At 73.7% G+C, this 22,944-nt stretch carries 20 protein-coding genes; 14 read left to right on the top strand and 6 right to left on the bottom strand.

Annotated features, from left to right (window positions below; genetic code table 11):
- Nucleotides 1-15 precede the first annotated feature (15 nt).
- Complete coding sequence (gene groES / locus GXP71_RS11050) at nt 16-312, top strand: co-chaperone GroES (protein WP_124343398.1); 297 nt, start codon at nt 16-18, stop codon at nt 310-312.
- Between the two features lie 97 nt (nt 313-409).
- On the opposite strand, the gene GXP71_RS11045 is transcribed toward groES, so the two are convergent.
- Nucleotides 410-706 (bottom strand): WhiB family transcriptional regulator, encoded by a 297-nt coding sequence (locus GXP71_RS11045; RefSeq protein WP_124343837.1) that lies wholly within the window; start codon nt 704-706, stop codon nt 410-412.
- A gap of 260 nt (nt 707-966) precedes the next feature.
- On the opposite strand from GXP71_RS11045, the gene GXP71_RS11040 reads away from it, so the two are divergent.
- The 3 genes from GXP71_RS11040 to guaB all read left to right on the top strand — a co-directional run bounded on the left by GXP71_RS11040 (nt 967) and on the right by guaB (nt 4,561).
- Entirely contained in the window at nt 967-1,914 is a 948-nt protein-coding gene (locus tag GXP71_RS11040; protein WP_162352700.1) for a MerR family transcriptional regulator, read from the top strand.
- A 330-nt stretch (nt 1,915-2,244) separates the two neighbouring features.
- Nucleotides 2,245-2,943, top strand: coding sequence for a response regulator transcription factor (locus GXP71_RS11035; RefSeq protein WP_162352699.1), 699 nt, complete (start codon nt 2,245-2,247; stop codon nt 2,941-2,943).
- Nucleotides 2,944-3,043: 100 nt separating this feature from the next.
- Nucleotides 3,044-4,561, top strand: coding sequence for an IMP dehydrogenase (gene guaB / locus GXP71_RS11030; RefSeq protein ID WP_124343834.1), 1,518 nt, complete (start codon nt 3,044-3,046; stop codon nt 4,559-4,561).
- 102 nt (nt 4,562-4,663) lie between these two features.
- Here the strand turns inward: guaB and GXP71_RS11025 are convergent, their stop codons facing one another.
- Both GXP71_RS11025 and GXP71_RS11020 read right to left on the bottom strand, forming a co-directional pair.
- Nucleotides 4,664-5,383, bottom strand: coding sequence for an exonuclease domain-containing protein (locus tag GXP71_RS11025; RefSeq protein ID WP_162352698.1), 720 nt, complete (start codon nt 5,381-5,383; stop codon nt 4,664-4,666).
- 140 nt (nt 5,384-5,523) lie between these two features.
- Nucleotides 5,524-5,745 carry a hypothetical protein gene (locus GXP71_RS11020; protein ID WP_162352697.1) on the bottom strand — a complete coding sequence of 74 codons (222 nt, stop codon included), beginning with the start codon at nt 5,743-5,745 and terminating at the stop codon, nt 5,524-5,526.
- A gap of 54 nt (nt 5,746-5,799) precedes the next feature.
- On the opposite strand from GXP71_RS11020, the gene GXP71_RS11015 reads away from it, so the two are divergent.
- The 8 genes from GXP71_RS11015 (at nt 5,800) to GXP71_RS10980 (ending at nt 14,739) form a co-directional block, all read left to right on the top strand.
- Nucleotides 5,800-6,924, top strand: a complete 1,125-nt coding sequence (locus tag GXP71_RS11015) for a GuaB3 family IMP dehydrogenase-related protein (RefSeq protein ID WP_124343832.1) — start codon at nt 5,800-5,802, stop codon at nt 6,922-6,924.
- A 282-nt stretch (nt 6,925-7,206) separates the two neighbouring features.
- Nucleotides 7,207-7,968, top strand: a complete 762-nt coding sequence (locus tag GXP71_RS11010; protein WP_124343831.1) for a DeoR/GlpR family DNA-binding transcription regulator — start codon at nt 7,207-7,209, stop codon at nt 7,966-7,968.
- Nucleotides 7,965-8,912 (top strand): 1-phosphofructokinase, encoded by a 948-nt coding sequence (pfkB, locus tag GXP71_RS11005; RefSeq protein ID WP_162352696.1) that lies wholly within the window; start codon nt 7,965-7,967, stop codon nt 8,910-8,912. Before GXP71_RS11010 ends, pfkB begins: the two co-directional genes overlap by 4 nt.
- A 1-nt stretch (nt 8,913) precedes the next feature.
- Nucleotides 8,914-9,369, top strand: a complete 456-nt coding sequence (locus tag GXP71_RS11000; protein WP_162352695.1) for a PTS sugar transporter subunit IIA — start codon at nt 8,914-8,916, stop codon at nt 9,367-9,369.
- Nucleotides 9,366-10,898 carry a PTS fructose transporter subunit IIC gene (locus tag GXP71_RS10995; RefSeq protein WP_162352694.1) on the top strand — a complete coding sequence of 511 codons (1,533 nt, stop codon included), beginning with the start codon at nt 9,366-9,368 and terminating at the stop codon, nt 10,896-10,898. The genes GXP71_RS11000 and GXP71_RS10995 overlap by 4 nt, the downstream gene beginning before the upstream one ends.
- Nucleotides 10,899-10,952: 54 nt before the next feature.
- A complete protein-coding gene (locus GXP71_RS10990; protein ID WP_124343827.1) occupies nt 10,953-11,249 on the top strand; it encodes an HPr family phosphocarrier protein in 297 nt (98 codons plus the stop codon).
- 65 nt (nt 11,250-11,314) lie between these two features.
- On the top strand, nt 11,315-13,000 hold the full coding sequence (ptsP, locus tag GXP71_RS10985; protein ID WP_162354310.1) for a phosphoenolpyruvate--protein phosphotransferase: 1,686 nt from the start codon (nt 11,315-11,317) through the stop codon (nt 12,998-13,000).
- Nucleotides 13,001-13,125: 125 nt separating this feature from the next.
- Nucleotides 13,126-14,739, top strand: coding sequence for a succinic semialdehyde dehydrogenase (locus GXP71_RS10980; RefSeq protein WP_162352693.1), 1,614 nt, complete (start codon nt 13,126-13,128; stop codon nt 14,737-14,739).
- Nucleotides 14,740-14,826: 87 nt separating this feature from the next.
- On the opposite strand, the gene GXP71_RS10975 is transcribed toward GXP71_RS10980, so the two are convergent.
- From GXP71_RS10975 to GXP71_RS10965, 3 genes are all read right to left on the bottom strand, one after another.
- Nucleotides 14,827-16,119, bottom strand: coding sequence for an acetate/propionate family kinase (locus GXP71_RS10975; RefSeq protein WP_162352692.1), 1,293 nt, complete (start codon nt 16,117-16,119; stop codon nt 14,827-14,829).
- Entirely contained in the window at nt 16,116-18,221 is a 2,106-nt protein-coding gene (gene pta / locus GXP71_RS10970; RefSeq protein ID WP_162352691.1) for a phosphate acetyltransferase, read from the bottom strand. The genes GXP71_RS10975 and pta overlap by 4 nt, the downstream gene beginning before the upstream one ends.
- A 186-nt stretch (nt 18,222-18,407) precedes the next feature.
- Nucleotides 18,408-20,894, bottom strand: coding sequence for a phosphoketolase (locus GXP71_RS10965; protein ID WP_162352690.1), 2,487 nt, complete (start codon nt 20,892-20,894; stop codon nt 18,408-18,410).
- A gap of 298 nt (nt 20,895-21,192) precedes the next feature.
- On the opposite strand from GXP71_RS10965, the gene GXP71_RS10960 reads away from it, so the two are divergent.
- A complete protein-coding gene (locus tag GXP71_RS10960) occupies nt 21,193-22,101 on the top strand; it encodes an SURF1 family protein (protein WP_162352689.1) in 909 nt (302 codons plus the stop codon).
- Between the two features lie 15 nt (nt 22,102-22,116).
- Nucleotides 22,117-22,914 (top strand): SDR family NAD(P)-dependent oxidoreductase, encoded by a 798-nt coding sequence (locus GXP71_RS10955; protein ID WP_162352688.1) that lies wholly within the window; start codon nt 22,117-22,119, stop codon nt 22,912-22,914.
- Nucleotides 22,915-22,944: the final 30 nt, after the last annotated feature.

Genomic DNA, 22,944 nt, shown 5'->3' with positions numbered 1-22,944 from the left:
AAGGGGAGGTCCGCTGTGTCGGTCTCCATCAAGCCCCTCGAGGACCGGATCGTCGTCAAGACGCTCGACGCGGAGACGACGACGGCCTCGGGTCTCGTCATCCCGGACAGTGCCAAGGAGAAGCCCCAGGAGGGCGAGGTCCTGGCCGTGGGTCCGGGCCGTGTCGACGACAACGGCAACCGGATCCCGCTCGACGTGGCCGTCGGCGACAAGGTGATCTACTCGAAGTACGGCGGCACCGAGGTCAAGTACGCCGGCGAGGAGTACCTCATCCTCTCGGCCCGCGACATCCTCGCGGTCGTCGTCAAGTGATCTGACGGTGCCCGGCGTCCGTCGCTGACGGTGCCGGGCACCACGAAGGCCCCCGACCTGCTGGTCGGGGGCCTTCGTCGTCTCGTGGGTCTGCGGGTCAGACGACCGCGCGACGACCGCTGCGCTGCGCCAGGATCGCGGCCCGCTCGTCCTCCGAGAGGCCGCCCCACACGCCGTAGGGCTCGCGCACCGCGAGCGACTGCTCACGGCACTCCTTGAGCACCGGGCACGTCGCGCAGATGGCCTTGGCCGCCTCCGCGCGGCGCCGGCGCGCCGACCCACGCTCGCCCTCGGGGTGGAAGAAGAGGTCCTGGTCGGCGTCGCGGCAGGCGCCTTCGAACTGCCACTCCCACAGGTCCATCACCGGTCCGGGCAACCGCGAGATCTCCGCCATGCGTCCTCCTCAGTCATTCCGAGTCGGCGGGCCGTGGGCTCCAGCGCGCTCGGTAGCTCGGTTGTCAGGCACCCCGCACGGTGGTGCGGGTGGTGCGATGGGCTGAACGCTACAACCGCGCCAGAAGTTGTTCAAGACTGCTTCGCACGATCGTGTGATGACGCGCTTCTGAGCAGACGCCCAGGTCGGCTGGCGCGGTCCGTCCGCGCGCCGTCGTCGTCACCGCACGATGACCCCAGCAGCACTGGCACAATCGCGTCATGCCCGCCGACGAGGACGTGTCGACGCCCACGGCCACGGCGCCCGACGCGGGAGCGCCCGCGCTCGCCGTCGCGGCCGTCGCGCGCCGGCTCGGCGTCGCGCCGGCGACGCTGCGCACGTGGGACCGGCGCTACGGGCTCGGACCGTCGGAGCACTCCGCCGGCGCGCACCGGCGGTACAGCGCGACCGACGTCGAGCGACTCCTCGTCATGCGACGCCTCACGCTCGAGGGCGTCGCCCCCGGTGAGGCCGCGCGCCTCGCGCTCGCGACCGACGTGTCCGCCGAGCACGGCCACCGCGTCCGTCCCGTCGCCCCGCACCCCGACGCGAGCCCCACCGCCGTCGTCGACGCCGCGCTCGCGGACGACGCCGACCGCTGCGCCCGCCTGCTCGCCCTCGCCCCCGGCGCACCCGGCGCGGTCGCCCGGTGGTGGACCGACCTCGTCGAGCCCGCGCTCACGCAGCTCGCCCGCCGGACCGTCGTGGACCGCCCCGGGGTCGACGCCGCGCTCACCGTCCGCGCCGCCGCGTCCGCCGCGCTGCGCGACGCGACCGTCGCCCCGCCCACCCCGGGCAGCCCGGTCGTCCTCGTCCTCGTGCCGCCGGGGGAGGAGCGGCCGCTCGTCGCGCACGCGCTGGCCGGCGCCCTCGTCGAGAGCGGGGTCGACGGCCGGCTCGTCGGCGGGCCCGTGACCCCGCACCACGCGTCGGAGCTCGTCGCGATGACGCGTGCGCGCGCCGTGGTCACCGTCGGGCGCCGCACCGAGCCCGAGCTCGAGGTCGTGGTCCGGCTCGCGCAGGACCGGCCCGACCTGCCGCAGTTCGTCATGCTCCCCGACAGCGCGCAGCGCCTCGTGCCCGTCGAGCGGCACGTGCACCGCGCGCGCACCTTCACGGGCCTGCTGCACGAGGTGCTCGCGGTCGCCGCCGCCGTCGACGCCCCCTGACGCGCCACGGCCGGGTCGACGCGCGCCGCGGGGTGCCGCGCGACGGCCCGCACGCCGCGGTGCGGTGCTCACCCGGCCGGGCGAGGGCCCGTCGGCCCCCCGGGTGTCCCCCGTCCGGCCCAGTGGACATTCCCCGCCAGGAGCCCCCGCGGCGGGAGGAACCAGGGCAGGGGGAGGCGCAGGAGTGCCCCGGCGGGCTAACGTCTGCGTGCGCGCCGACCGATATCCGTGCTGAATCAACCGTTCGGATGACGGACAGGTCGGCAGGGGCCGCGCCGCCCGTCGGAGCAGACGGGCGTACGAGACGGTCTTGGGTAAACAGGAGGAACGATGGCGGGAGTCGTGGTCTGTCACGGCTCAGCGGTGATCCGCGAGCGCCTGGTGGTGACCTCCATCGGTGTGCCCGCTCTCACCCCGGTGCGAGCGGCAGCATCGGTGGACGAGCTGATCACGCTGGCACGCAGGGTCCCGCCGACGGTCGTCCTGCTGGACGCGCACCTGCCGGCACCCGGCGCCACCGAGGCGATCCGACGGCTGCGTGCCGTCTCGCCGTCGGCGGCGGTGGTGCTGCTGGCCAACCCCGACGACTCGGTCGCGCTGGACCGGGCGCTGCAGCTCGGTGCGCGCGGCTTCCTCGCGCCCGACGTGGGCCGCGCGGAGCTGTCGGCGGTGGCGGCGCACGTGCTCGCGAGCGCGGTGCTGCCGGTGCAGGGTCCGCGGACGACGGTCGAGGTGCCGACGCCGATGGGCGGGTCCGGTCTCGACGGGACGCGCCCGGCATCGGGCACAGTCGACGGTCACGACGGCGCCCCCGCGTCGTCGGAGCCCGGGCCGGCACCGCTGACGAAGCGCGAGGTCGAGGTGCTGGTCGGGATGAGCAACGGCCGGTCGAACGCGCAGATCGGCGCCGAGCTGTTCCTCTCCGAGGACACGGTGAAGACGCACGCGCGCCGGCTGTTCCGCAAGCTCGGGGCGAAGGACCGCGCGCAGGCGGTCGCGATCGGCCTGCGCCGGGGGCTCATCCGCTGACGACCGGCCGCGGTCCCGACGTCCCTGCGGGCGTCGGGCCGGCGTCCGGGAGGCGGACCGGAGGGCCGGGGCTGCCCGTCGCGGGACGTATCCTGGGGCGATGACGGGCACCCCCTCGCAGGCCGACCCCTTCGCGCGGATCGGGCTCACGTACGACGACGTCCTGCTCCTCCCGGGGGAGACGGACGTGATCCCGAGCGAGGTCGACACGACCTCCCGGCTCACGCGCGAGATCTCGGTCCGCGTCCCGCTGCTGTCGGCGGCGATGGACACGGTCACCGAGTCGCGCATGGCGATCGCGATGGCCCGGCAGGGCGGCATCGGGATCCTGCACCGCAACCTGTCGATCGAGGACCAGGCACACCAGGTCGACCGCGTCAAGCGCTCCGAGTCCGGCATGGTGACCGACCCCGTGACGGTCTCGCCCGACGCGACGCTCGCCGAGCTCGACCGCCTGTGCGGCACCTACCGTGTGTCGGGCCTGCCGGTCGTCGACGCGCAGGACCGCCTGCTCGGCATCATCACGAACCGCGACCTGCGGTTCGTCCCGGCCGCCGACTTCGAGCACCGCCGCGTGCACGAGGTCATGACGCCGATGCCGCTCGTCACCGCCCCCGTGGGGATCGCGCGCGACGACGCGGCCGCGCTGCTCGCGAAGCACAAGATCGAGAAGCTCCCCCTCGTGGACGACGCGGGCGTGCTGCGCGGGCTCATCACGGTCAAGGACTTCGTGAAGTCCGAGCAGTACCCCGACGCGACGAAGGACGGCGAGGGCCGCCTCGTCGTCGGTGCGGCGATCGGGTTCTTCGGCGACGCGTGGGAGCGGGCGACCGCCCTCGTCGACGCGGGTGTCGACGTGCTCGTCGTCGACACCGCGAACGGGCACGCGCGGCTCATGCTCGACATGGTGCGACGCCTCAAGTCCGACCCGTCGACGCGCGCCGTCCAGGTCATCGGCGGCAACGTCGCGACGACCGCGGGTGCGACCGCCCTCGTCGAGGCCGGCGTGGACGCGGTGAAGGTGGGCGTCGGGCCCGGCTCGATCTGCACGACGCGCGTCGTCGCGGGCGTCGGGGTCCCGCAGGTCACGGCCATCTACGACGCCGCGCAGGCGTGCAAGCCCGCCGGGGTGCCGGTCATCGGTGACGGCGGTCTGCAGTACTCGGGCGACATCGCGAAGGCGCTCGTCGCGGGTGCCGACACCGTCATGCTGGGCTCGCTGCTCGCGGGCTGCGACGAGTCGCCGGGCGAGCTCGTGTTCGTCAACGGCAAGCAGTTCAAGCACTACCGCGGCATGGGCTCGCTCGGGGCGATGGCGTCCCGCGGGCGCGTCTCGTACTCGAAGGACCGGTACTTCCAGGCCGACGTCACGACCGACGAGAAGATCGTCCCCGAGGGCATCGAGGGTCAGGTGCCCTACCGCGGCCCGCTCGCGGCCGTCGCGCACCAGCTCATCGGCGGGCTGCACCAGTCGATGTTCTACGTCGGCGCGCACACGATCCCCGAGCTGCAGTCCAAGGGCCAGTTCGTGCGGATCACCGCGGCCGGGCTCAAGGAGTCGCACCCGCACGACATCCAGATGACGGTCGAGGCGCCGAACTACAGCTCGCACCGCTGACGTCCGACGACGCCCGGGTCCCGCACGTGGGGCCCGGGCGTCGTCGTGCCCGGCTGCTGCGCCCCGCGGTCGCGGTCGGCCGCGCGGAGGGTCTCCGCCGGGCTACCAGAGGGTGCCGACGGGCTCGCGCGCGGGCCAGGTGGGCTCCGCGCCCGGGCCGTCGAGTCCCTTCTCCGTCCGCCATGCGTTGAAGCTCTCCGCCCACGCCCGGTGCGCGGTCACCTGGTACTCGTGCAGCGTGTCGAGGTCCAGGTCGGCGAGGTGCGGGAAGCGTCCGACGATCCGCTCGAGCACGTCGAGCGTCGCGACGACGTCCACGTCGGCGTTGTGCAGCTCGCCCGACTCGACGACCTCGTAGACGCCGCACAGGTCGACGAGCTTGCGCTTGCCCTCACGCTCGCGGTCCTCGGCGCGGTCGAGCACGAGCGGGTCGATGACGGGCCGGGCAGCGCCGAGCAGCCGGTCGGGGAGGGTCGGCAGCCGGTAGCGCCGCAGCTCGGCGTCGAGCAGGCACAGGTCGAACGCGGCGTTGTAGGCGACGACGGGGACGCCCGCGCGGAACGCCTCGGCGAGCTCGGTGGCGATCTCGTCGAGCGCACCCTTGGGGGCGACGCCGTGCGCCTTCGCGTGCTCGGTGCTGACGCCGTGGATCGACGCCGCGGGTTCGGGGATCTCGACGCCGGGGTTCAGCAGCCACGTGCGGACGTGCGTGCCGGCGGCGTCGCGGCGGACCAGGGCGGCGGTGACGATGCGGTCGCGGTCGACGTCGAGCCCCGTGGTCTCCGTGTCGAAGCCCAGCAAGGGTCCGTCGTTCCAGCCCATCGTGCGTCCTTCGTCCGTCCGGCGTGCTCACCGCGCGGCGCACGCGCCTGGCGGTGACGGGCTCGTGGTGCCGCCCGCTTCGCCAGGATCGCACCGACCACCGACAGCACCGCGCACCGACACGATCGCGGCGCCCGCAGTCAGTCCTCGGCGAGGTAGCCGGTCGACGGGTCGACGTCGTGCAGGAAGCCGCGCGCCGCGGCCTCGAGGCGGTCCGCGGGAATCGGCGAGCCGTCGTTCGACCCGATCGTGAACCCGTACCCGGTGTGCGGGCCCGTGATCCACGTGAGGTCGTACGTGCCCGGAGCCCGCTCGCTGACGTCGAACCGGTGCCCGTCCACGTCGAGGTGCCACGTCCGCATGCGTCCATGCTGCCGCGGACGGGGAGCGGGTGGCGGCGCCGGTAACCTGGTCCGGTGAGCAACGAGATCGAGATCGGGCGCGGGAAGCGCGGACGGCGGGCCTTCTCCTTCGACGACGTGGCGGTCGTCCCGTCGCGGCGCACGCGGGACCCGGAGGAGGTCTCGGTCGGCTGGCAGATCGACGCCTACCACTTCGACCTGCCGGTGCTCGCGGCGCCGATGGACTCGGTGATGAGCCCGGCGACTGCGGTCGCGCTGGGGCAGGCCGGCGGTCTGGGCGTGCTGGACCTCGAGGGTCTGTGGACGCGGTACGAGGACCCGTCGCCGCTGCTCGCGGAGATCGCGACGCTCGACGTGGCCCGCGCGACGGCCCGCATGCAGGAGATCTACTCCGCGCCGATCCAGCCGGAGCTCGTGAGCCAGCGGCTCAAGGAGGTCCGGGCGGCGGGCGTGACGGTCGCGGGCGCGCTGTCGCCGCAGCGCACGCAGGAGCTCTGGCGGACCGTGGTCGACGCGGGCGTCGACCTGTTCGTCATCCGCGGCACGACGGTGTCGGCCGAGCACGTGTCGGGCCGCGCGGAGCCGCTCAACCTCAAGCGCTTCATCTACGAGCTCGACGTCCCGGTGATCGTCGGCGGCGCGTCGACGTACACGGCGGCGCTGCACCTCATGCGCACGGGTGCGGCGGGCGTGCTCGTCGGGTTCGGCGGGGGAGCGGCGCACACGACGCGCGTGTCGCTCGGCATCCACGCGCCGATGGCGACGGCCGTCGCGGACGTCGCGGCGGCGCGGCGCGACTACCTCGACGAGTCGGGCGGCCGGTACGTGCACGTGATCGCCGACGGCGGCGTGGGGCGCTCGGGCGACCTCGTGAAGGCGGTCGCGTGCGGTGCGGACGCGGTGATGCTGGGTGCGGCGCTCGCGCGGGCGACCGAGGCGCCGGGTCGGGGCTGGCACTGGGGCCCGGAGGCGCACCACCCGCACCTGCCGCGCGGCGAGCGCGTCGAGGTCGGCACGGCCGGCTCCCTCGAGCAGATCCTGTTCGGCCCGGGCCACACCGCGGACGGCACGCTCAACCTCGTCGGTGCGCTCAAGCGTGCGATGGCGACGACCGGCTACTCGGACCTCAAGGAGTTCCAGCGCGTCGAGGTCGTCGTCTCGCCGTACCAGCCGCACTGACGTCCGTCACGCTCGACGACGCCCGTCCCGGTCCGCCGGGGCGGGCGTCTGTCGTCTGGGTCGATGTCCGGTCGTGCCCGTTCACGACGGGGTGACGCCCGATGTCCTCCGGTGGTGGGGGTGGACAGCCGGATTCCGGACAGCGTCATGCCCGAGTCTGCCCAGATGGTCGTCTGTTTAGGTCCGAATGGGCCCGAATCTCTTGACATGGCAGGGTGAGAAGCGGACTCTGGACGCATCAGACATCGCGATGAACGCGGTGTCCGGCACGACGGAGGCAGCGTGTACGCACCGGAGCGGCACCAGCAGATCCTGGCTCGCGCCCGCGCCGAGGGCCGGGTCGACGTCACCGCCCTCGCGGACGAGCTCGACGTCACCCCCGAGACCATCCGCCGCGACCTCACCGCGCTCGAGCGGCACGGCTTGGTGCGGCGCGTGCACGGCGGCGCGATCCCCGTGGAGCGCCTCGGCTTCGAGCCCGGCATCGCGGACCGCGAGGGCCTGCTCGCGGGGGAGAAGGAGCGCATCGCCAAGGCCGCGCTCGACGAGCTGCCCGACGGCGGCGCCGTCATCTTCGACGCCGGCACCACGACCGTCCGCCTCGCGGAGCTCCTGCCGAACGACCGCGAGCTCACCGTCGTCACGCACGCGCTGCCCGTCGCCACCGTCCTCGCGACGCGTCCGGGCATCACGCTGCACCTGGTGGGCGGCACGGTCCGCGGCCGCACGCTCGCCGCGGTCGGCACATGGGCGGTCCGGGCGCTGGCCGACATCCACGCCGACGTCGCGTTCGTCGGCACCAACGGGCTGTCCGTCGAGCACGGGCTGACGACGCCCGACCTCGCCGAGGCCGCGGTCAAGCGCGCGCTGGTCACCAACGCGCGGCGGACCGTCGTGCTCGCGGACCACACCAAGCTCGGCCGCGTCGACTTCGCGCACGTCGTGCCGCTGTCGGCCGTCGACACGCTCGTCACCGACACCGGTGCGGAGCCTGAGCTCGTCGACGAGATCGAGACGGCCGGGACGCGGGTGGTGCGCGCATGATCCTCACCCTCACCCCGAACCCGAGCCTCGACCGCGCGCTGCAGGTCGACCGGCTCGCGGTCGGCGAGGTCAACCGCGCCGACGGCGCGTGGGTGCACCCCGGTGGCAAGGGCATCAACGTCTCCCGGGTGCTCATGGCGCACGGCGTCCCGACGCTCGCGGTCCTCCCCGTCGGCGGTGCCGACGGTGCGCGGCTCGTCGAGCTGCTGGGCGAGCAGGGCGTGCCCGCGCTGCCGGTCCCGATCGCCGAGGACACCCGCACCAACCTCACGCTCGTGGAGGCGGGCGGCGCGACCACCAAGGTCAACGCGCCCGGGCCGCGGCTCACCGACGAGGAGGGCGACGCGCTGCTGCGGGCCGTCGAGCAGCAGCTGACGACGCAGCCCGCCGCGCTGGTCAGCGCGGGCTCCCTGCCGCGCGGAGCCTCGGAGTGCTTCTTCGTCCAGGTCGCGGGCCTCGCCGCCCGGCACGGCGTGCCGTTCGCGCTAGACACGTCCGGGCTCCCGCTCACGCGGGCGGTCCGGTCCGGCGGGCTCACGCTCGTCAAGCCCAACGACGAGGAGCTCGCCGAGCTCGTCGGGCACGAGCTCGACACCGTCGGCGACGTCGTCGACGCCGCGCGCGAGGTCATCGACGCAGGCACCCGCGCCGTGCTCGTGAGCCTCGGTGCGCACGGCGCGATGCTCGTCACCGCGCGGCACCACTGGTGGGCCGGCGGCCCGCCGCTCGTGCCGCTGTCCACGGTCGGTGCGGGCGACACGACCCTCGCCGGCTTCATCGCCGGGGACGGCGACTCCGCGACCCGCCTGCGTCGCGCCGTCGCGTTCGGCAGGGCCGCGGTCCTGCTCCCCGGGACCGCCGTCCCCACCCCCGACCAGATCGACACCGACGCCGTCCAGGTCGTCGAGAACCCCGACCCCCGTACCGCGCTGAAGGAGCTGTGACGTGACCACCCCCCTCATCACCGCCGACCTGGTCGCCGTCGACCTCGTCGCCACGGACCGCGACGACGCGACCCGCCAGCTCATCGACCTGCTCGCCGCCGCCGGGCGCGTGACCGACGCCGACGGGTTCCACGCCGACGTGCGCGCCCGCGAGGCGCAGATGGCGACCGGCATGCCCGGAGGCATCGGCCTGCCGCACGCCCGCTCGGCGCACGTCACCGTGCCGAGCCTCGCCGTCGGCAAGGTGCCCGGCGGCGTCGACTTCGGCGCCCCCGACGGCCCCGCGACGCTCGTCTTCCTCATCGCCGCGCCCGACTCCGGCGACAGCGCGCACCTGCAGATCCTCGCCGCGCTCGCGCGGCGCCTCGTGCACGAGTCGTTCCGGACGTCGCTCAAGGAGGCGCCCGACGCCGCGACCGTGGCCGAGATCGTCACCCGAGAGGTCGTGCCCGCATGAAGCTCGTCGCCGTCACCTCGTGCCCCACGGGCATCGCGCACACGTACATGGCCGCCGAGGCCCTCGAGCAGGCCGGCCGCGCCGCCGGCCACGAGGTCGCGGTCGAGACGCAGGGTGCCGCGGGCTCGATGCCGCTCGACCCGCGCGTCATCGCCGACGCGGACGGCGTGATCTACGCCGCGGACCTCGAGGTCAAGGACAAGGACCGGTTCGCCGGCAAGCCGTTCGTCGACGTCGGCGTCAAGAAGGCCGTGCACGACGCCCCGGGCGTCATCGCCGCCGCGATCGCGGCTGTCGAGTCCGGCGTCCCCGCGCCGGGCGCCACCGGCCACGCACCCGGAACCGGTCCCGCCGGCCCCGTGACGAAGGTCGACAGCAACGCCGGGGTCGGCACGCGAGTCCGGCAGTGGCTCATGACGGGCGTGTCGTACATGATCCCGTTCGTCGCCGCGGGCGGGATCCTCATCGCCCTGTCGTTCATGCTCGCGCAGCTCGCGTGGGGCGACGAGGGCGTCGTGCGCGTCACCGAGGTGCCGCTCGACGACCTCATGACGTCGTTCAACGTGGTGTCGCTGCAGGACTGGGCGGTGCTGCTGTTCCAGACCGGCGGCGTCGCGTTCGGGTTCCTCGTCCCCGTGCTGTCCGGGTTCATCGCGTACGCGATCGCCGACCGGCCCGGCCTCGTGCCCGGCTTCGTCGGCGGGTCGGTGTCCGTGCTGGTGGGCGCCGGCTTCCTCGGCGGCCTCGTCACCGGCTTCCTCGCGGGCTTCGTGGCGCTCTGGATCGCGCGCTGGAAGGTCCCCAAGGGCGTGCGCGGCGTGATGCCCGTCGTGGTGATCCCGCTCCTGTCGTCGTTCGTCGTCGGCCTGGTGATGTTCGTGATCATCGGGCGCCCGATCGCGTCGCTCATGGACGGCCTGAGCTCGTGGCTCAACGGCCTGTCCGGTTCCAACCTCGTGCTCCTCGGGCTGCTGCTCGGCGCCATGATGGGCTTCGACCTGGGCGGCCCGATCAACAAGGTCGCGTACACGTTCGCCGTGACCGGCCTGGCGACCGAGGGCCTCGACGCCGACGCCACGCAGTACAAGGTCATGGCCGCGGTGATGGCTGCGGGCATGGTCGCGCCGCTCGCCATGGCGCTCGCGACCGTCGTCCGCAAGAAGCTGTTCACGCACGCCGAGCAGGAGAACGGCAAGGCCGCCTGGCTGCTCGGGGCGTCGTTCATCTCCGAGGGCGCGATCCCGTTCGCCGCCGCCGACCCGTGGCGCGTGATCGTGTCGTCGATCGCCGGCTCGGCCGCCACGGGCGCGATCGTCATGGCGTTCGGCTGCACGCTGCGCGCCCCGCACGGCGGCATCTGGGTGCTGCCGCTCATCGGCAACCCGCTCGGCTTCATCCTCGCGATCGCGATCGGCGTGGTCGTCATGGCCGCGATCGTCGTGGCGCTCAAGAGCGCCAAGCCCAACCCGCTGGTCGAGGCCGAGCAGGCCGCCGACGAGCAGGCGGCCCTCGTGGGGCAGACGGCCTGACGCCGTCCCCCCGCACCACTCCCGCACCGGCACGAACCCCGGAGGACCAGCACCATGGCTCAGCGCACCGCCGTCGTCGCGTCCCGCGTCGGGCTGCACGCCCGCCCCGCGATGATCTTCACGAACGCCGTCGCCGCGACCGGCGTCCCGGTGACCATCGCCCGGCCGGGCGGCGACCCGGTCGACGCGAGCAGCATCCTGTTCGTCATGTCGCTCGGCGTCCCGCACGGCGAGGAGGTCACGCTCAGCACCGACGACGGCGCCGAGCGCGTGCTCGACGACCTCGTCACGCTGCTCGAGACCGACCTCGACGCGGAGGACGCCCCGGCGGCCTCCGGCACGGGCTCGTGAGCACGCCGACGGTGCCGGCCACGCCGGCGGCACCCGACGCGCCCGGCCCGCGCGACGGCGACCGCGTGCTGCGCGGCGTCGGCGTGGGCCGGCGGGGCGTCGTCGGGCCCGTCGCCCAGGTGCAGCCGCCGCCGCACGTCGACGACGACGCTCCGCTCCTGGTGGACGGCGTCCCGGCGGATCCGGCCACGGCGCACCGCATCGTCGACGAGGCGTTCACGCGGGTCGTCGAGGACCTGCGTGCGCAGTCGTCGCGCGCGACCGGCACCGTGCGGGACGTGCTGGCGGCGACCGCGCAGATGGCCGACGACAAGGCGCTGCGCAGCCAGGTCCTCACGCGCATCTCGGCGGGCGACCACGTCGTGCACGCGGTCGACGGGGTCGTCGCGATGTTCGCGACGATGTTCCAGCAGGCGGGCGGGTACCTCGCCGAGCGGGTCACCGACCTGCGCTCGGTGCGGGACCGCGTCGTCGCCCAGGCGCTCGGCCTCCCCGCACCGGGCGTCCCGCACCTCGACCGCCCGTCGGTCGTCGTCGCGCGGGACCTCGCGCCCGCCGACACCGCGGCGCTCGACCTCGACAAGGTGCTCGCGATCGTCACGGAGCTCGGCGGCCCGACGGGCCACACCGCGATCATCGCCGGCCAGCTGGGACTGCCCTGCGTCGTGCAGGTGCCCTTCGCGACGACGGTCGAGGACGGCACCGAGGTCGCCGTCGACGCCGCCGCCGGCACGCTCACGCTCGACCCGGACGACGCGCTGCGCGCCGAGCTCACCCGCCGCTCGGGCGTCGAGGACGCGCTCGCCGCCGACACCGCGCCCGGCGGCACGGCCGACGGCCGGCCCGTGCAGCTGCTCGCCAACATCGGCACCGCCGAGGACGCCGAGCGGATCTCCGGCGCGGCCGTCGAGGGGGTCGGGCTGTTCCGCACCGAGGTGCTGTTCCTCGAGCGCACGACCGCCCCCACCCGTGAGGAGCAGTCCGCCGTCTACGCACGGACCCTGGCCGCGCTCGGCGAGCGCAAGGTCGTCGTCCGCACGCTCGACGCGGGCGCCGACAAGCCGCTCGCGTTCGCGACGCAGGCCGACGAGGAGAACCCGGCGCTCGGTGTCCGCGGGTACCGGCTCGTCCGGAACGCGCCGGAGCTGCTGGACGTCCAGCTCGCCGCGCTCGGCGCCGCGCAGTCGGAGACCGGTGCCGCGCCCTGGGTCATGGCGCCGATGATCGCGACCGCCGCCGAGGCCCGGGACTTCGCCGCGCGCGCCCGCGCGCACGGCCTGTCGACGGTCGGGGTCATGGTCGAGATCCCCGCGGCGGCCCTGCGCGCACGGGAGATCCTCGCGGAGGTCGACTTCGTCTCGCTCGGCACCAACGACCTCGCGCAGTACACGATGGCGACCGACCGGTTGCGCGGCGAGCTCGCCGACCTGCTCGACCCGTGGCAGCCCGCGGTCCTCGACCTCGTCGACGCGACCGCCCGCGCGGGTCAGGAGCTGCACAAGCCCGTCGGGGTGTGCGGCGAGTCCGCGTCCGACCCCGTCCTCGCGCTCGTGCTCGTCGGGCTCGGCGTCACGAGCCTGTCGATGTCCGCGGGCGCCGTGCCGGCCGTCCGGTACGCGCTGCGCAACCACACCGGTGCGCAGTGCGCGACGATGGCCGCCGCCGCGCTCGCGGCAGAGTCGGCGGAGGCCGCGCGCGCTGCCGTCGTCGCGATGCTCGTGCCGGAGGTGCGCGACACGCTCGGCGTCTGAGCGACCGTCGCGGTGGGCGCCACGACCGGTGCCCGCCGCGGCGGGCGTCACCCGGCGGGGCGACGTCGGCCGACACCCGCGCCGCGCGGGCCGGGGGGACAGGTGCCGCGCGTACCCTGACGCGCATGGCGCACGACGGACACACCGAGCTCCACGACCCGGAGACCGACCCGCTCGCGACGTACGTGCTCGAACCCGAGGACGTCCGCACGCTCCTCGCGCGCGTCGTGGCCGAGCCCGGTGCCGCGACGCACACGGCCCACGCGCCCTACACGGGCGGTCCGATCGCCGCGGTCCCGCTGTCCACCGCGGCCGACGTGGCCCGTGCCGCCCGTGCGGCGCGCGCTGCGCAGCGGCTGTGGGCGGCGACGCCCCTGCGGGCCCGGACCGCGGTGCTGTCTCGCGTGCACGACCTCGTCCTGGCGCGGCAGAGCGACGTGCTCGACCTGATCCAGCTCGAGACCGGCAAGGCCCGCGTCGCGGCGTTCGAGGAGGTCTGCGACATCGCGCTCGTGTCGCGGCACTACGCCGCGCGCGCCGGGCGGTACCTGCGCACGCGCCGCGTCCCGGGCCTGATCCCGGGGCTCACGTCGGTCCGCGTGCTGCGGCACCCCGTCGGCGTCGTCGGGATCGTCGCGCCGTGGAACTTCCCGCTCACGCTGACGCTGGGCGACGTCCTGCCCGCGCTCGTCGCGGGCAACGCGGTCATCCTGCGCCCCGACCCGCAGACCGCCCTGACAGCGCTGTGGGCCGCCGAGCTCCTCGAGGAGGCCGGGCTGCCCGACGGGCTGCTGCAGATCGTCGTCGGCGACGGGCCGACCGTCGGGGCGGCGGTCGTCGAGCACGTCGACCACGTGAGCTTCACCGGCTCGACCGCGACCGGCCGCGTCGTCGCCGCGAGCGCGGGGGAGCGGCTCGTGCCCGTGACCCTCGAGCTCGGCGGCAAGAACCCGATGTACGTCGCGGAGGACGCCGACGTCGAGATCGCGGCCGAGGGTGCGGTCCGCGCGTGCTTCGTCGGGACCGGCCAGGTGTGCGTGAGCATCGAGCGGATCTACGTGCGCGAGGAGGTGTTCGACGCGTTCGCCGACGCGTTCGCCCGCCGCACGCGCGCGCTGCGCCTCGGCTCCGGGCTCGACTACCGCTCCGACGTCGGGTCGCTCACGTCCGCGGCCCAGCTCGCGACAGTCGTCGAGCACGTCGAGGACGCCATCGGCCACGGCGCGACCGTCCTCGCCGGTGCCGTGCACCGCACCGACGTCGGCCCGTACTTCTACGAGCCGACGATCCTCGTCGACGTCCCGCCCGAGGCGCGGCTGCACCGCGAGGAGACGTTCGGCCCGGTCGTCGCGCTCTACCCGGTCGCGTCGGACGACGAGGCCGTCGCCGCGATGAACGACAGCGACCTCGGCCTCAACGCGAGCATCTGGACCGCCGACACGCGTCGAGGTGCCGCCCTGGCGCGCCGGGTGCGTGCGGGCACGGTCAACGTCAACGAGGGGTACGTCACCACGTGGGGCTCGGTCGGTGCCCCGCAGGGCGGTGTCGGCGACTCCGGCCACGGGCACCGGCACGGGCGCGAGGGCCTGTGGGAGACGACGCGCGTGCAGACGGTCGCCGTGCAGCACGGCGTGCACGCGGGTCTCGGCCTGCACCGCCTGTTCGACCTGGGCACCGAGACGTGGCCCCGGGTCTACACCGAGCTCCTCCGCGCGATGAAGACGGCCCGCCTGCCCTGACGGCATCCCGCGGCTCCGCCGCGGCCCTCGCGTGGAAGGTCTGTCACGTCCAGCGCGACGGACCTTCCACGCGAGCGTCGGGTCGGGTCAGGCGTGGCCCGCGGCCGCCGGGGCCGGGTCCGTCTCGTCCGACGTGCCCTCGAGGCCCGCCTTCTCGATGGTCGCGACCGCCTGGCGGGCGATCGCGAGCTCCTCGTTCGTCGGGACGACCATGACGCGCGTGCTCGTCCAGTCAGGGGAGATCGTCGTCGGCTCCTTCTTGCGGCCGGCGTTGCGCTCCGGGTCGACCGCGATGCCGAACGGCTCGAGCCCGGCGAGCGCGAGCGCGCGGACGAGCTCGTCGTTCTCGCCGACGCCCGCGGTGAACGTGATGACGTCGACCCGGCCGAGGATCGCCATGTACGCGCCGACGTACTTGCGCAGGCGGTGGATGTACACGTCGAGGGCGCGCCGCGCGCTCGGGTCGCCCTCCTCGACGAGCCGGTGGATCTCGCGGAAGTCGTTCTCGCCGGCCAGCCCCTTGAGCCCCGAGCGGCGGTTCAGCAGGTCGTCGATCTCGTCGACCGACATGCCCGCATTGCGCTGCAGGTGGATCAGGACGGCCGGGTCGATGTCGCCCGACCGCGTGCCCATGACGAGGCCCTCGAGCGGGGTCAGGCCCATCGACGTCTCGACCGCGACACCTCCGCGCACCGCCGACGCGGACGCGCCGTTGCCCAGGTGCAGGACGATCTGGTTGAGCTCCTCGACGCGGCGGCCGAGGACGCGCGCGACCTTGCCGGACACGTACTCGTGCGACGTGCCGTGGAACCCGTACCGGCGCACCCCGTAGGTCGTCGCGACACCCTGGTCGATCGCGTACGTCGCGGCCGCGTCGGGCAGCGTGTGGAAGAACGCGGTGTCGAACACCACGACGTGCGGCACGTCCGGCAGCAGCTCACGCGCGACCTCGATCCCCGTGAGGTTCGCGGGGTTGTGCAGGGGGGCGAGCGGCGCGAGCGCGTCGATGCGCGCGATCACGTCGTCGTCGACCAGCGCCGGGCCGGTGAAGTCCGACCCGCCGTGCACGACGCGGTGCCCCACCGCGACCACGTGCGCGGCCGCCAGCTCGGGCCCGATCTCGTCGAACAGGCCCAGGACGATGCGCAGGCCCGCGCCGTGGTCCGCGATCACCGTGTCGCGCGTCGTCGTGCTGCCCGCGAACGTGTGCTTGACGGTGCCGACGTCCTCGCCGATGCGCTCCACGATGCCCGCGGCGATCGCCTCGCCGCCGACCGGGTTGACGAGCTGGTACTTGATCGACGACGACCCGGAGTTCACGACGAGGACGCTGCCGTGGGCTCCGTGCGCGCTGTGCGGGCGGGGCTGGGTGATGGTCATCGGACGACGGCCTCCGGGGTCGTGGTCGCGCCGGCCGGTGCGTCGGCCTGCGCCTGGATCGCGGTGATCGCGACGGTGTTGACGATGTCCTGCACGAGCGCGCCGCGGGACAGGTCGTTGACGGGCTTGTTGAGGCCCTGGAGGACCGGGCCGACGGCGATCGCACCGGCGGACCGCTGGACGGCCTTGTACGTGTTGTTGCCGGTGTTGAGGTCCGGGAACACGAAGACGGTGGCGCGCCCGGCGACGGCCGAGTCGGGCAGCTTCGTCTGCGCGACCGACGCGTCGACCGCGGCGTCGTACTGGATCGGTCCCTCGACGGACAGGTCGGGGCGGCGCTCGCGGACCAGCGCGGTCGCGGCGCGCACCTTGTCGACGTCGGCGCCCGTGCCGGACGCGCCGGTCGAGTACGACAGCATCGCGATCCGCGGCTCGATGCCGAACTGCACGGCGGTCGCCGCGGACGAGATCGCGATGTCCGCGAGCTGCTCGGCCGTCGGGTCGGGGATGACGGCGCAGTCGGCGTAGACGAGCACGCGGTCCTCGAGGCACATGAGGAAGCAGCTCGACACGCTGCTCGTCCCGGGGGCCGTCTTGATGATCTCGAACGACGGCTTGATGGTGTGCGCGGTCGTGTGCGCGGCGCCCGACACCATGCCGTCGGCGAGCCCGAGGTGCACCATCATCGTGCCGAAGTACGACACCGACGGGACGATCTCCCGGGCGCGCTCGAGCGTCATGCCCTTGTGCGCGCGGATCTGCGTGTACTCCGCCGCGAACCGCTCGACCCACGCGGGGTCGTGCGGGTCGATCAGGTCCGCGTCCGCGAGGTCGAGGCCCAGCTCGGTGGCCCGGACGCGGATCGCGGCGGGCTCGCCGAGGATCGTGAGGCGCGCGACGCCGCGGCGCAGCAGGGTCGACGCGGCACGCAGGATCCGGTCGTCGTTCCCCTCGGGCAGCACGATGTGCTTGCGGTCCGCGCGCGCCCGGTCCAGCAGCTCGTACTCGAACATGAGCGGCGTGACGACCTCGGGCCGCGCGACGTCGAGCGCCCCGAGCAGCGCGGTGCCGTCGACGTGCTCCTCGAACAGCGCGAGCGCGGTGTCGACCTTGAGCTGGCTGTCCGCGGACAGGTGGCCGCGGGTCGAGGCCGCGGCGCTCGCCGAGCGGAACGACCCGAGGGACGTCTTGATGATGGGCAGGCGCGTCCCGAGGCCGTCGATGAGCCGCATGACGACGGGCGACGGCTCGAACCCGCCGTTGAGGATGATCCCGGCGAGCGACGGGAAGCCTTCGGCGGCGTGCGCGATCAGCAGGCCGAGCAGCACGTCGGACCGGTCGCCCGGCGTGATGACGACGGCACCGTCGGCGATGCGGTCGAGCAGGTGCTCGACGGACATGGCACCGACGAGCACGTCGAGGACCTCGCGGGACAGCAGCTCGTCGTCGCCCGCCATGAGCGACCCGCCGACGGCCTCCATGAGCTGGCGCACGGTCGGCGCGGTGAGCAGCGGGCTCTCGGGGAGGGCGAACGTGGGGAGGCCCGTGCCGCCCTCGACCTCGGCCCTCACGGCGTCGAGCGCCGCCGGACCGCACCGGTTCACCGTGACGGCGAGCACCTGCGCGTGCTCGTCGCGCATCGCCCCCACCACGATGTCGACGACCTGGTGGATCGCCTCGGGCGTGCGGCCCGACCCGTTGACGACGAGCACGACGGGCGCGCCCAGGTTGGCGGCGATCCGGCCGTTGTAGGCGAGCTCCGTCGGGCCGGCGACGTCGGTGTAGTCCGAGCCCACGACGACGACCGCGTCGCAGCGGCGCGCGACCTCGTGGTACCGCTGCACGATCTTGCCGAGCGCGGCCTCCTGGTCGGCCAGCACCTCCTCGTACGTGACGCCGACGCACTCGTCGTACGTGAGGTCGACGCCGTCGTGCGCGAGCAGCAGCTCGAGGACGTAGTCGCGCGTCTTGGTCGAGCGGGCGACCGGCCGGAACACCCCCACCCGCTGGACGCTGCGCGAGAGCAGGTCGACGAGGCCGAGCGCCACGACCGACTTGCCGGAGTCCCCCTCGGGGGAGGTGAGGTAGATGCTGCGGGCCACGGGGGCTGCTCCTGGTGCGTGATCCCCGGGGTGCCGGGGGTGGTGCTGGTGCGGGGGTCGTGCTCGTGCTCCGGACGGGACGGGCGGGTCGCGGCGGTTCGCGGTGGCGTCGGCGCGACCCGCCCGGGTCCGGCGGTGGCCCGCGTGCGTCACGGGCCGGTGCGAGGGCGAACCCTCGCGGAGGTGCTACTCGTTGTCACCGCCCGTGGAGACGGTGGCGTTCTGCTGCGGGCCGCCCTGCTCCGTGGCGGTCTCGCCCGCGTCGGGCCACACCCAGTCGCGCACCTCGGGCAGGTCGTCGCCGTGCTCGCGGGTGTACTCGCGGGCCTCGATGCGCTTGTCGACCATGCGCTGGCGCAGGCCGGCGTACGCGGTGCCCAGGTGGGGGACGCGGTCGATGACGTCGATGACGAGGTGGAACCGGTCGAGGTCGTTGAGCATGACCATGTCGAACGGCGTCGTCGTCGTGCCCTCCTCCTTGTACCCGCGCACGTGGATGTTCGCGTGCCCGTTGCGGCGGTACGTGAGGCGGTGGATGAGCCACGGGTAGCCGTGGTACGCGAAGATCACCGGCCGGTCGGCGGTGAACAGGCCGTCGAAGTGCGTGTCCGACAGGCCGTGCGGGTGCTCCTTCTCGTCCTGCAGCCGCATGAGGTCGACGACGTTGATGACGCGCACCTTGAGGTCGGGCAGCTCACGCTTGAGGATGTCGGCCGCGGCCAGCACCTCGAGCGTGGGCACGTCGCCCGCCGCGGCCAGCACGACGTCCGGCTTCTCGCCCGGCACCTCGGTGCCGGCCCACTCCCAGATGCCGAGGCCGCGCGTGCAGTGCGCGATCGCCTCGTCCATCGTGAGGAAGTTCGGCGCGGGCTGCTTGCCGGACACCACGACGTTGACGTACTGCCGGCTGCGCAGGCAGTGGTCGTAGGTCGACAGCAGCGTGTTCGCGTCCGGCGGGAAGTAGACCCGGACGACCTCGGCCTTCTTGTTGATGACGTGGTCGACGAAGCCGGGGTCCTGGTGGCTGAACCCGTTGTGGTCCTGCCGCCACACGTGGCTCGACAGCAGGTAGTTCAGCGACGCGATGGGCCGGCGCCACGGGATGTGGTTCGTGACCTTGAGCCACTTCGCGTGCTGGTTGAACATCGAGTCGATGATGTGGATGAACGCCTCGTAGCAGTTGAACAGCCCGTGGCGTCCGGTGAGCAGGTAGCCCTCGAGCCAGCCCTGGCACTGGTGCTCCGAGAGCATCTCCAGCACGCGGCCCGCGCGGGACAGGTGCTCGTCGACCTCCTCGCCGTAGAAGTCCGCGTTCCACTGCTTGTCGGTGGTCTCGAAGACCGCCTGCAGACGGTTCGACGCGGTCTCGTCCGGCCCGAAGATCCGGAAGTTGTCCGGGTTCTGCTTGATGACGTCCGTGAGCCACTGGCCCAGGACGCGCGGCGCCTCGCTGATCGACCCCGCGGGCGTCGGCACGTCGACCGCGTAGTCGCGGAAGTCCGGCAGGCGCAGGTCCTTGAGCAGCAGCCCGCCGTTCGCGTGCGGGTTGTCGCTCATGCGCAGGCCCTCGGGCGGCGCGAGCGCGCGGATGTCGTCGTTCAGCCGCCCCGTCGCGTCGAAGAGCTCCTCGGCCTTGTAGGACTCGAGCCACGTCCGCAGCACGTCCAGGTGCTCCGGGGTGTCGCGCGCGCTCGACAGCGGGACCTGGTGCGCACGCCACGAGCCCGTCGTCTTCTTGCCGTCGATGTAGTCCGGGCCGGTCCAGCCCTTCGGCGTGCGGAAGACGATCATCGGCCACATCGGGCGCTCGTCCTTGCCCGCGCGGGCCTGCTCCTTGATGTCCGCGATCTCGTCGAGGACCTCGTCGAGCAGCGCCGCGAACCGGCCGTGGATGTCCGCGTGGGACTCGTCGTCGAAGCCCGCGACGAACACGTGCGGCTTGTGCCCGTAGCCGACCATGAGGGCCTCGAGCTCGTCGTCGCTGATGCGGGCCAGCACCGTCGGGTTCGCGATCTTGTACCCGTTGAGGTGCAGGATCGGCAGGACGACGCCGTCCTTCACGGGGTTGACGAACTTGTTCGAGTGCCAGCTCGTCGCGAGCGGGCCCGTCTCCGCCTCGCCGTCGCCGATGACCGTCGCGACCAGCAGGTCCGGGTTGTCGAACGCCGCACCGTACGCGTGCGACAGCGCGTAGCCGAGCTCGCCGCCCTCGTGGATCGAGCCCGGCGTCTCCGGGGCCACGTGCGACGGGATGCCGCCCGGGAACGAGAACTGCCGGAACAGCCGGCGCAGACCCTCGTCGTCCTCCGTGATGTCCGTGTAGACGTGCGAGTACACGCCGTCGAGGTACGCGGACGCGACCAGGCCCGGACCACCGTGGCCCGGGCCCGTGACGTAGATCGTGGACTGCAGGCGCTCCGCGATGACGCGGTTGAGGTGCGCGTACAGGAAGTTGAGACCGGGGGTCGTGCCCCAGTGGCCGAGCAGACGCGGCTTGACGTGGTCACGCGTCAGCGTCTCGCGCAGCAGGGGGTTGTCCAGCAGGTAGATCTGGCCGACCGACAGGTAGTTGGCGGCACGCCACCACTGGTCGATGCGTTCCAGCGTCTCCGCGGAGACAGTCTCGCCGGACCCCCTGCGCCAGGTGGTCTCGGCCGACGTCGCAGTGCTCATGCTCGCTCCCCATCGTCGTCCGGCTGCTTGCCTCGCCGGTGCCCCCGTTGCCAGCGTTCCCTGGGATCGCACCGAGTTCCGGGACTTCCGACCTACGGCCGGGGAACGACGGCACGCCCACGTGTCATACAACCGCACAACGGCCCCCTGCGCAGGAGGTGACCTTGGTCTCCTTCGGCCCGTCACCGGGCGTCCGCGCCCAGGTCAGCCGGTGTTGGCGCGGTCGTCGACGGGGTCCCGCGGGGCGGTGCGCGGGCGGTGTGCGAGGGCCTCGCCCCGCCCGGGTTACCGTGACCCGGTGACCGAGCAGGAGGCGCCGACGACGACGTGGTGGCAGGCCGCGCGACGCCCGCGCATGCTCCTGCTGCTCGTCGTGCTCCTCGGAGCCGCCGCGGTCTGCGGGCGGCTCGGCGCGTGGCAGCTCGACCGCGCCGAGGTGCGTGGCGCCCGCGCCGAGGCCCGGCACGTCGCCGAGCAGGTCGCCGCGGATCCCGTCCCGCTCGACGACGTCCTCGCGCCGCAGACCGCGTTCCACGGCGACATGGTCGGCACGAAGGTCTCCGTGACCGGCACGTACGACACGTCCGGGCAGCTCCTCGTCCCGGGTCGCGCGCACGACGACGTCACCGGGTATCTCGTCCTCACGCCGCTGCGCGTGCCCGGCGCGTCCGCCGACGGCGGCGACGCGGTGCTGCCCGTCGTGCGCGGCTGGGTGGGCTCGCCCGCCGACGCCGACGCGCCGCCCGCCGGTGTGGTGGACCTCGTCGGCTACCTCCAGGTCTCGGAGGCCGCCGGCAGCGGCGTGCGCGACGGCGAGACCGACGCGATCAGCTCTCCCGAGCTGCTCAACGTGTGGGGCGGGCCGATCTGGACCGGGTACCTGGTCGTCGCGTCGTCCGACCCCGCGCAGTCCCCGGACGTCGTGCTGCTCGACCCGCCGCGCTCGCCCGGCGCGGGCCTCAACATCCAGAACCTCGCGTACGCCGCGCAGTGGTGGATCTTCGGCGGGTTCGCCGTCGCGCTGTGGTGGCGGCTCGTCCGCGACGAGGCCGCGGGGGACCGTCGGCTGCCGGAGGATGAGGGCGAGCCGGAGCCCGAGTCCGAGCCCGCGCTCGAGCCGACGTCTGAGGCCGAGCCCGCGGAGCCCGAGCTCGAGTCCTCCGAGCCCGGGTCCGAGGCCGACGGCGGGCGGTCACCGGTCGCCTGACCTAGCGTCGGTCGCATGACCGTCCTGGACCTGAGCGGCCGGACCGCGCTCGTGACGGCCTCGACGCAGGGCATCGGCGCCGCGATCGCCGCCGGGCTCGCGCGTGCGGGTGCGCGCGTCGGCGTCAACGGACGGACCCCCGAGTCGGTCGACGCGGCGGTCGCCCGGCTGACCGAGCAGGTGCCCGACGCGGACGTCGTCGCGGCGCCCGGCGACGTCACGACCGACGATGGCACGGCCGCCGTGCTCGAGCGACTGCCCGACGTCGACGTGCTGGTCAACAACCTCGGCATCTTCGAGGCGCGGCCCGCGCTCGAGGTCACCGACGACGAGTGGCGGCGGTACTTCGAGGTCAACGTCCTCACGGCCGTCCGGCTCACACGTGCCTACCTGCCCGGCATGATGTCGCGCGGGTGGGGGCGCGTCCTCATGATCGCGAGCGACTCCGCGGTCGTGATCCCCGCCGAGATGATCCACTACGGCGTCTCCAAGACGGCCCTGCTCGGCGTCTCGCGCGGGTTCGCGAAGGAGGCCGCCGGGACGGGGGTCACGGTCAACTCCGTGATCGCCGGCCCGACGCACACCGGCGGTGTCGAGGACTTCGTCTACCAGCTCGTCGACCGGTCGCTGCCGTGGGACCAGGCGCAGCGCGAGTTCATGCGCCGGCACCGCCCCCAGTCGCTCCTGCAGCGGCTGATCGAGCCCGAGGAGATCGCGCACCTCGTCGTCTACCTGTCGTCGCCGCTCGCGTCCGCGACCACCGGTGCCGCGGTGCGCGTCGACGGCGGCTACGTCGACTCGATCCTGCCGTGACGCCCCGCGCCTGACGCCCTCGGACGGACG

It is taken from the genome of Cellulomonas sp. H30R-01 (genome assembly GCF_010119915.1).
GTDB lineage: Bacteria > Actinomycetota > Actinomycetes > Actinomycetales > Cellulomonadaceae > Cellulomonas > Cellulomonas algicola.
This window is presented reverse-complemented; position numbering and strand designations above follow the sequence as displayed.

Bases quoted from the DNA above. Each gene is read 5' to 3' on its own strand.
- GXP71_RS11045 (WP_124343837.1), bottom strand. From the start codon at position 706: ATGGCGGAGATCTCGCGGTTGCCCGGACCGGTGATGGACCTGTGGGAG.
- GXP71_RS11040 (WP_162352700.1), top strand. From the start codon at position 967: ATGCCCGCCGACGAGGACGTGTCGACGCCCACGGCCACGGCGCCCGAC.
- GXP71_RS11035 (WP_162352699.1), top strand. From the start codon at position 2,245: ATGGCGGGAGTCGTGGTCTGTCACGGCTCAGCGGTGATCCGCGAGCGC.
- guaB (WP_124343834.1), top strand. From the start codon at position 3,044: ATGACGGGCACCCCCTCGCAGGCCGACCCCTTCGCGCGGATCGGGCTC.
- GXP71_RS11025 (WP_162352698.1), bottom strand. From the start codon at position 5,383: ATGGGCTGGAACGACGGACCCTTGCTGGGCTTCGACACGGAGACCACG.
- GXP71_RS11020 (WP_162352697.1), bottom strand. From the start codon at position 5,745: ATGCGGACGTGGCACCTCGACGTGGACGGGCACCGGTTCGACGTCAGC.
- pfkB (WP_162352696.1), top strand. From the start codon at position 7,965: ATGATCCTCACCCTCACCCCGAACCCGAGCCTCGACCGCGCGCTGCAG.
- GXP71_RS10995 (WP_162352694.1), top strand. From the start codon at position 9,366: ATGAAGCTCGTCGCCGTCACCTCGTGCCCCACGGGCATCGCGCACACG.
- GXP71_RS10990 (WP_124343827.1), top strand. From the start codon at position 10,953: ATGGCTCAGCGCACCGCCGTCGTCGCGTCCCGCGTCGGGCTGCACGCC.
- GXP71_RS10980 (WP_162352693.1), top strand. From the start codon at position 13,126: ATGGCGCACGACGGACACACCGAGCTCCACGACCCGGAGACCGACCCG.
- GXP71_RS10975 (WP_162352692.1), bottom strand. From the start codon at position 16,119: ATGACCATCACCCAGCCCCGCCCGCACAGCGCGCACGGAGCCCACGGC.
- GXP71_RS10965 (WP_162352690.1), bottom strand. From the start codon at position 20,894: ATGAGCACTGCGACGTCGGCCGAGACCACCTGGCGCAGGGGGTCCGGC.
- GXP71_RS10955 (WP_162352688.1), top strand. From the start codon at position 22,117: ATGACCGTCCTGGACCTGAGCGGCCGGACCGCGCTCGTGACGGCCTCG.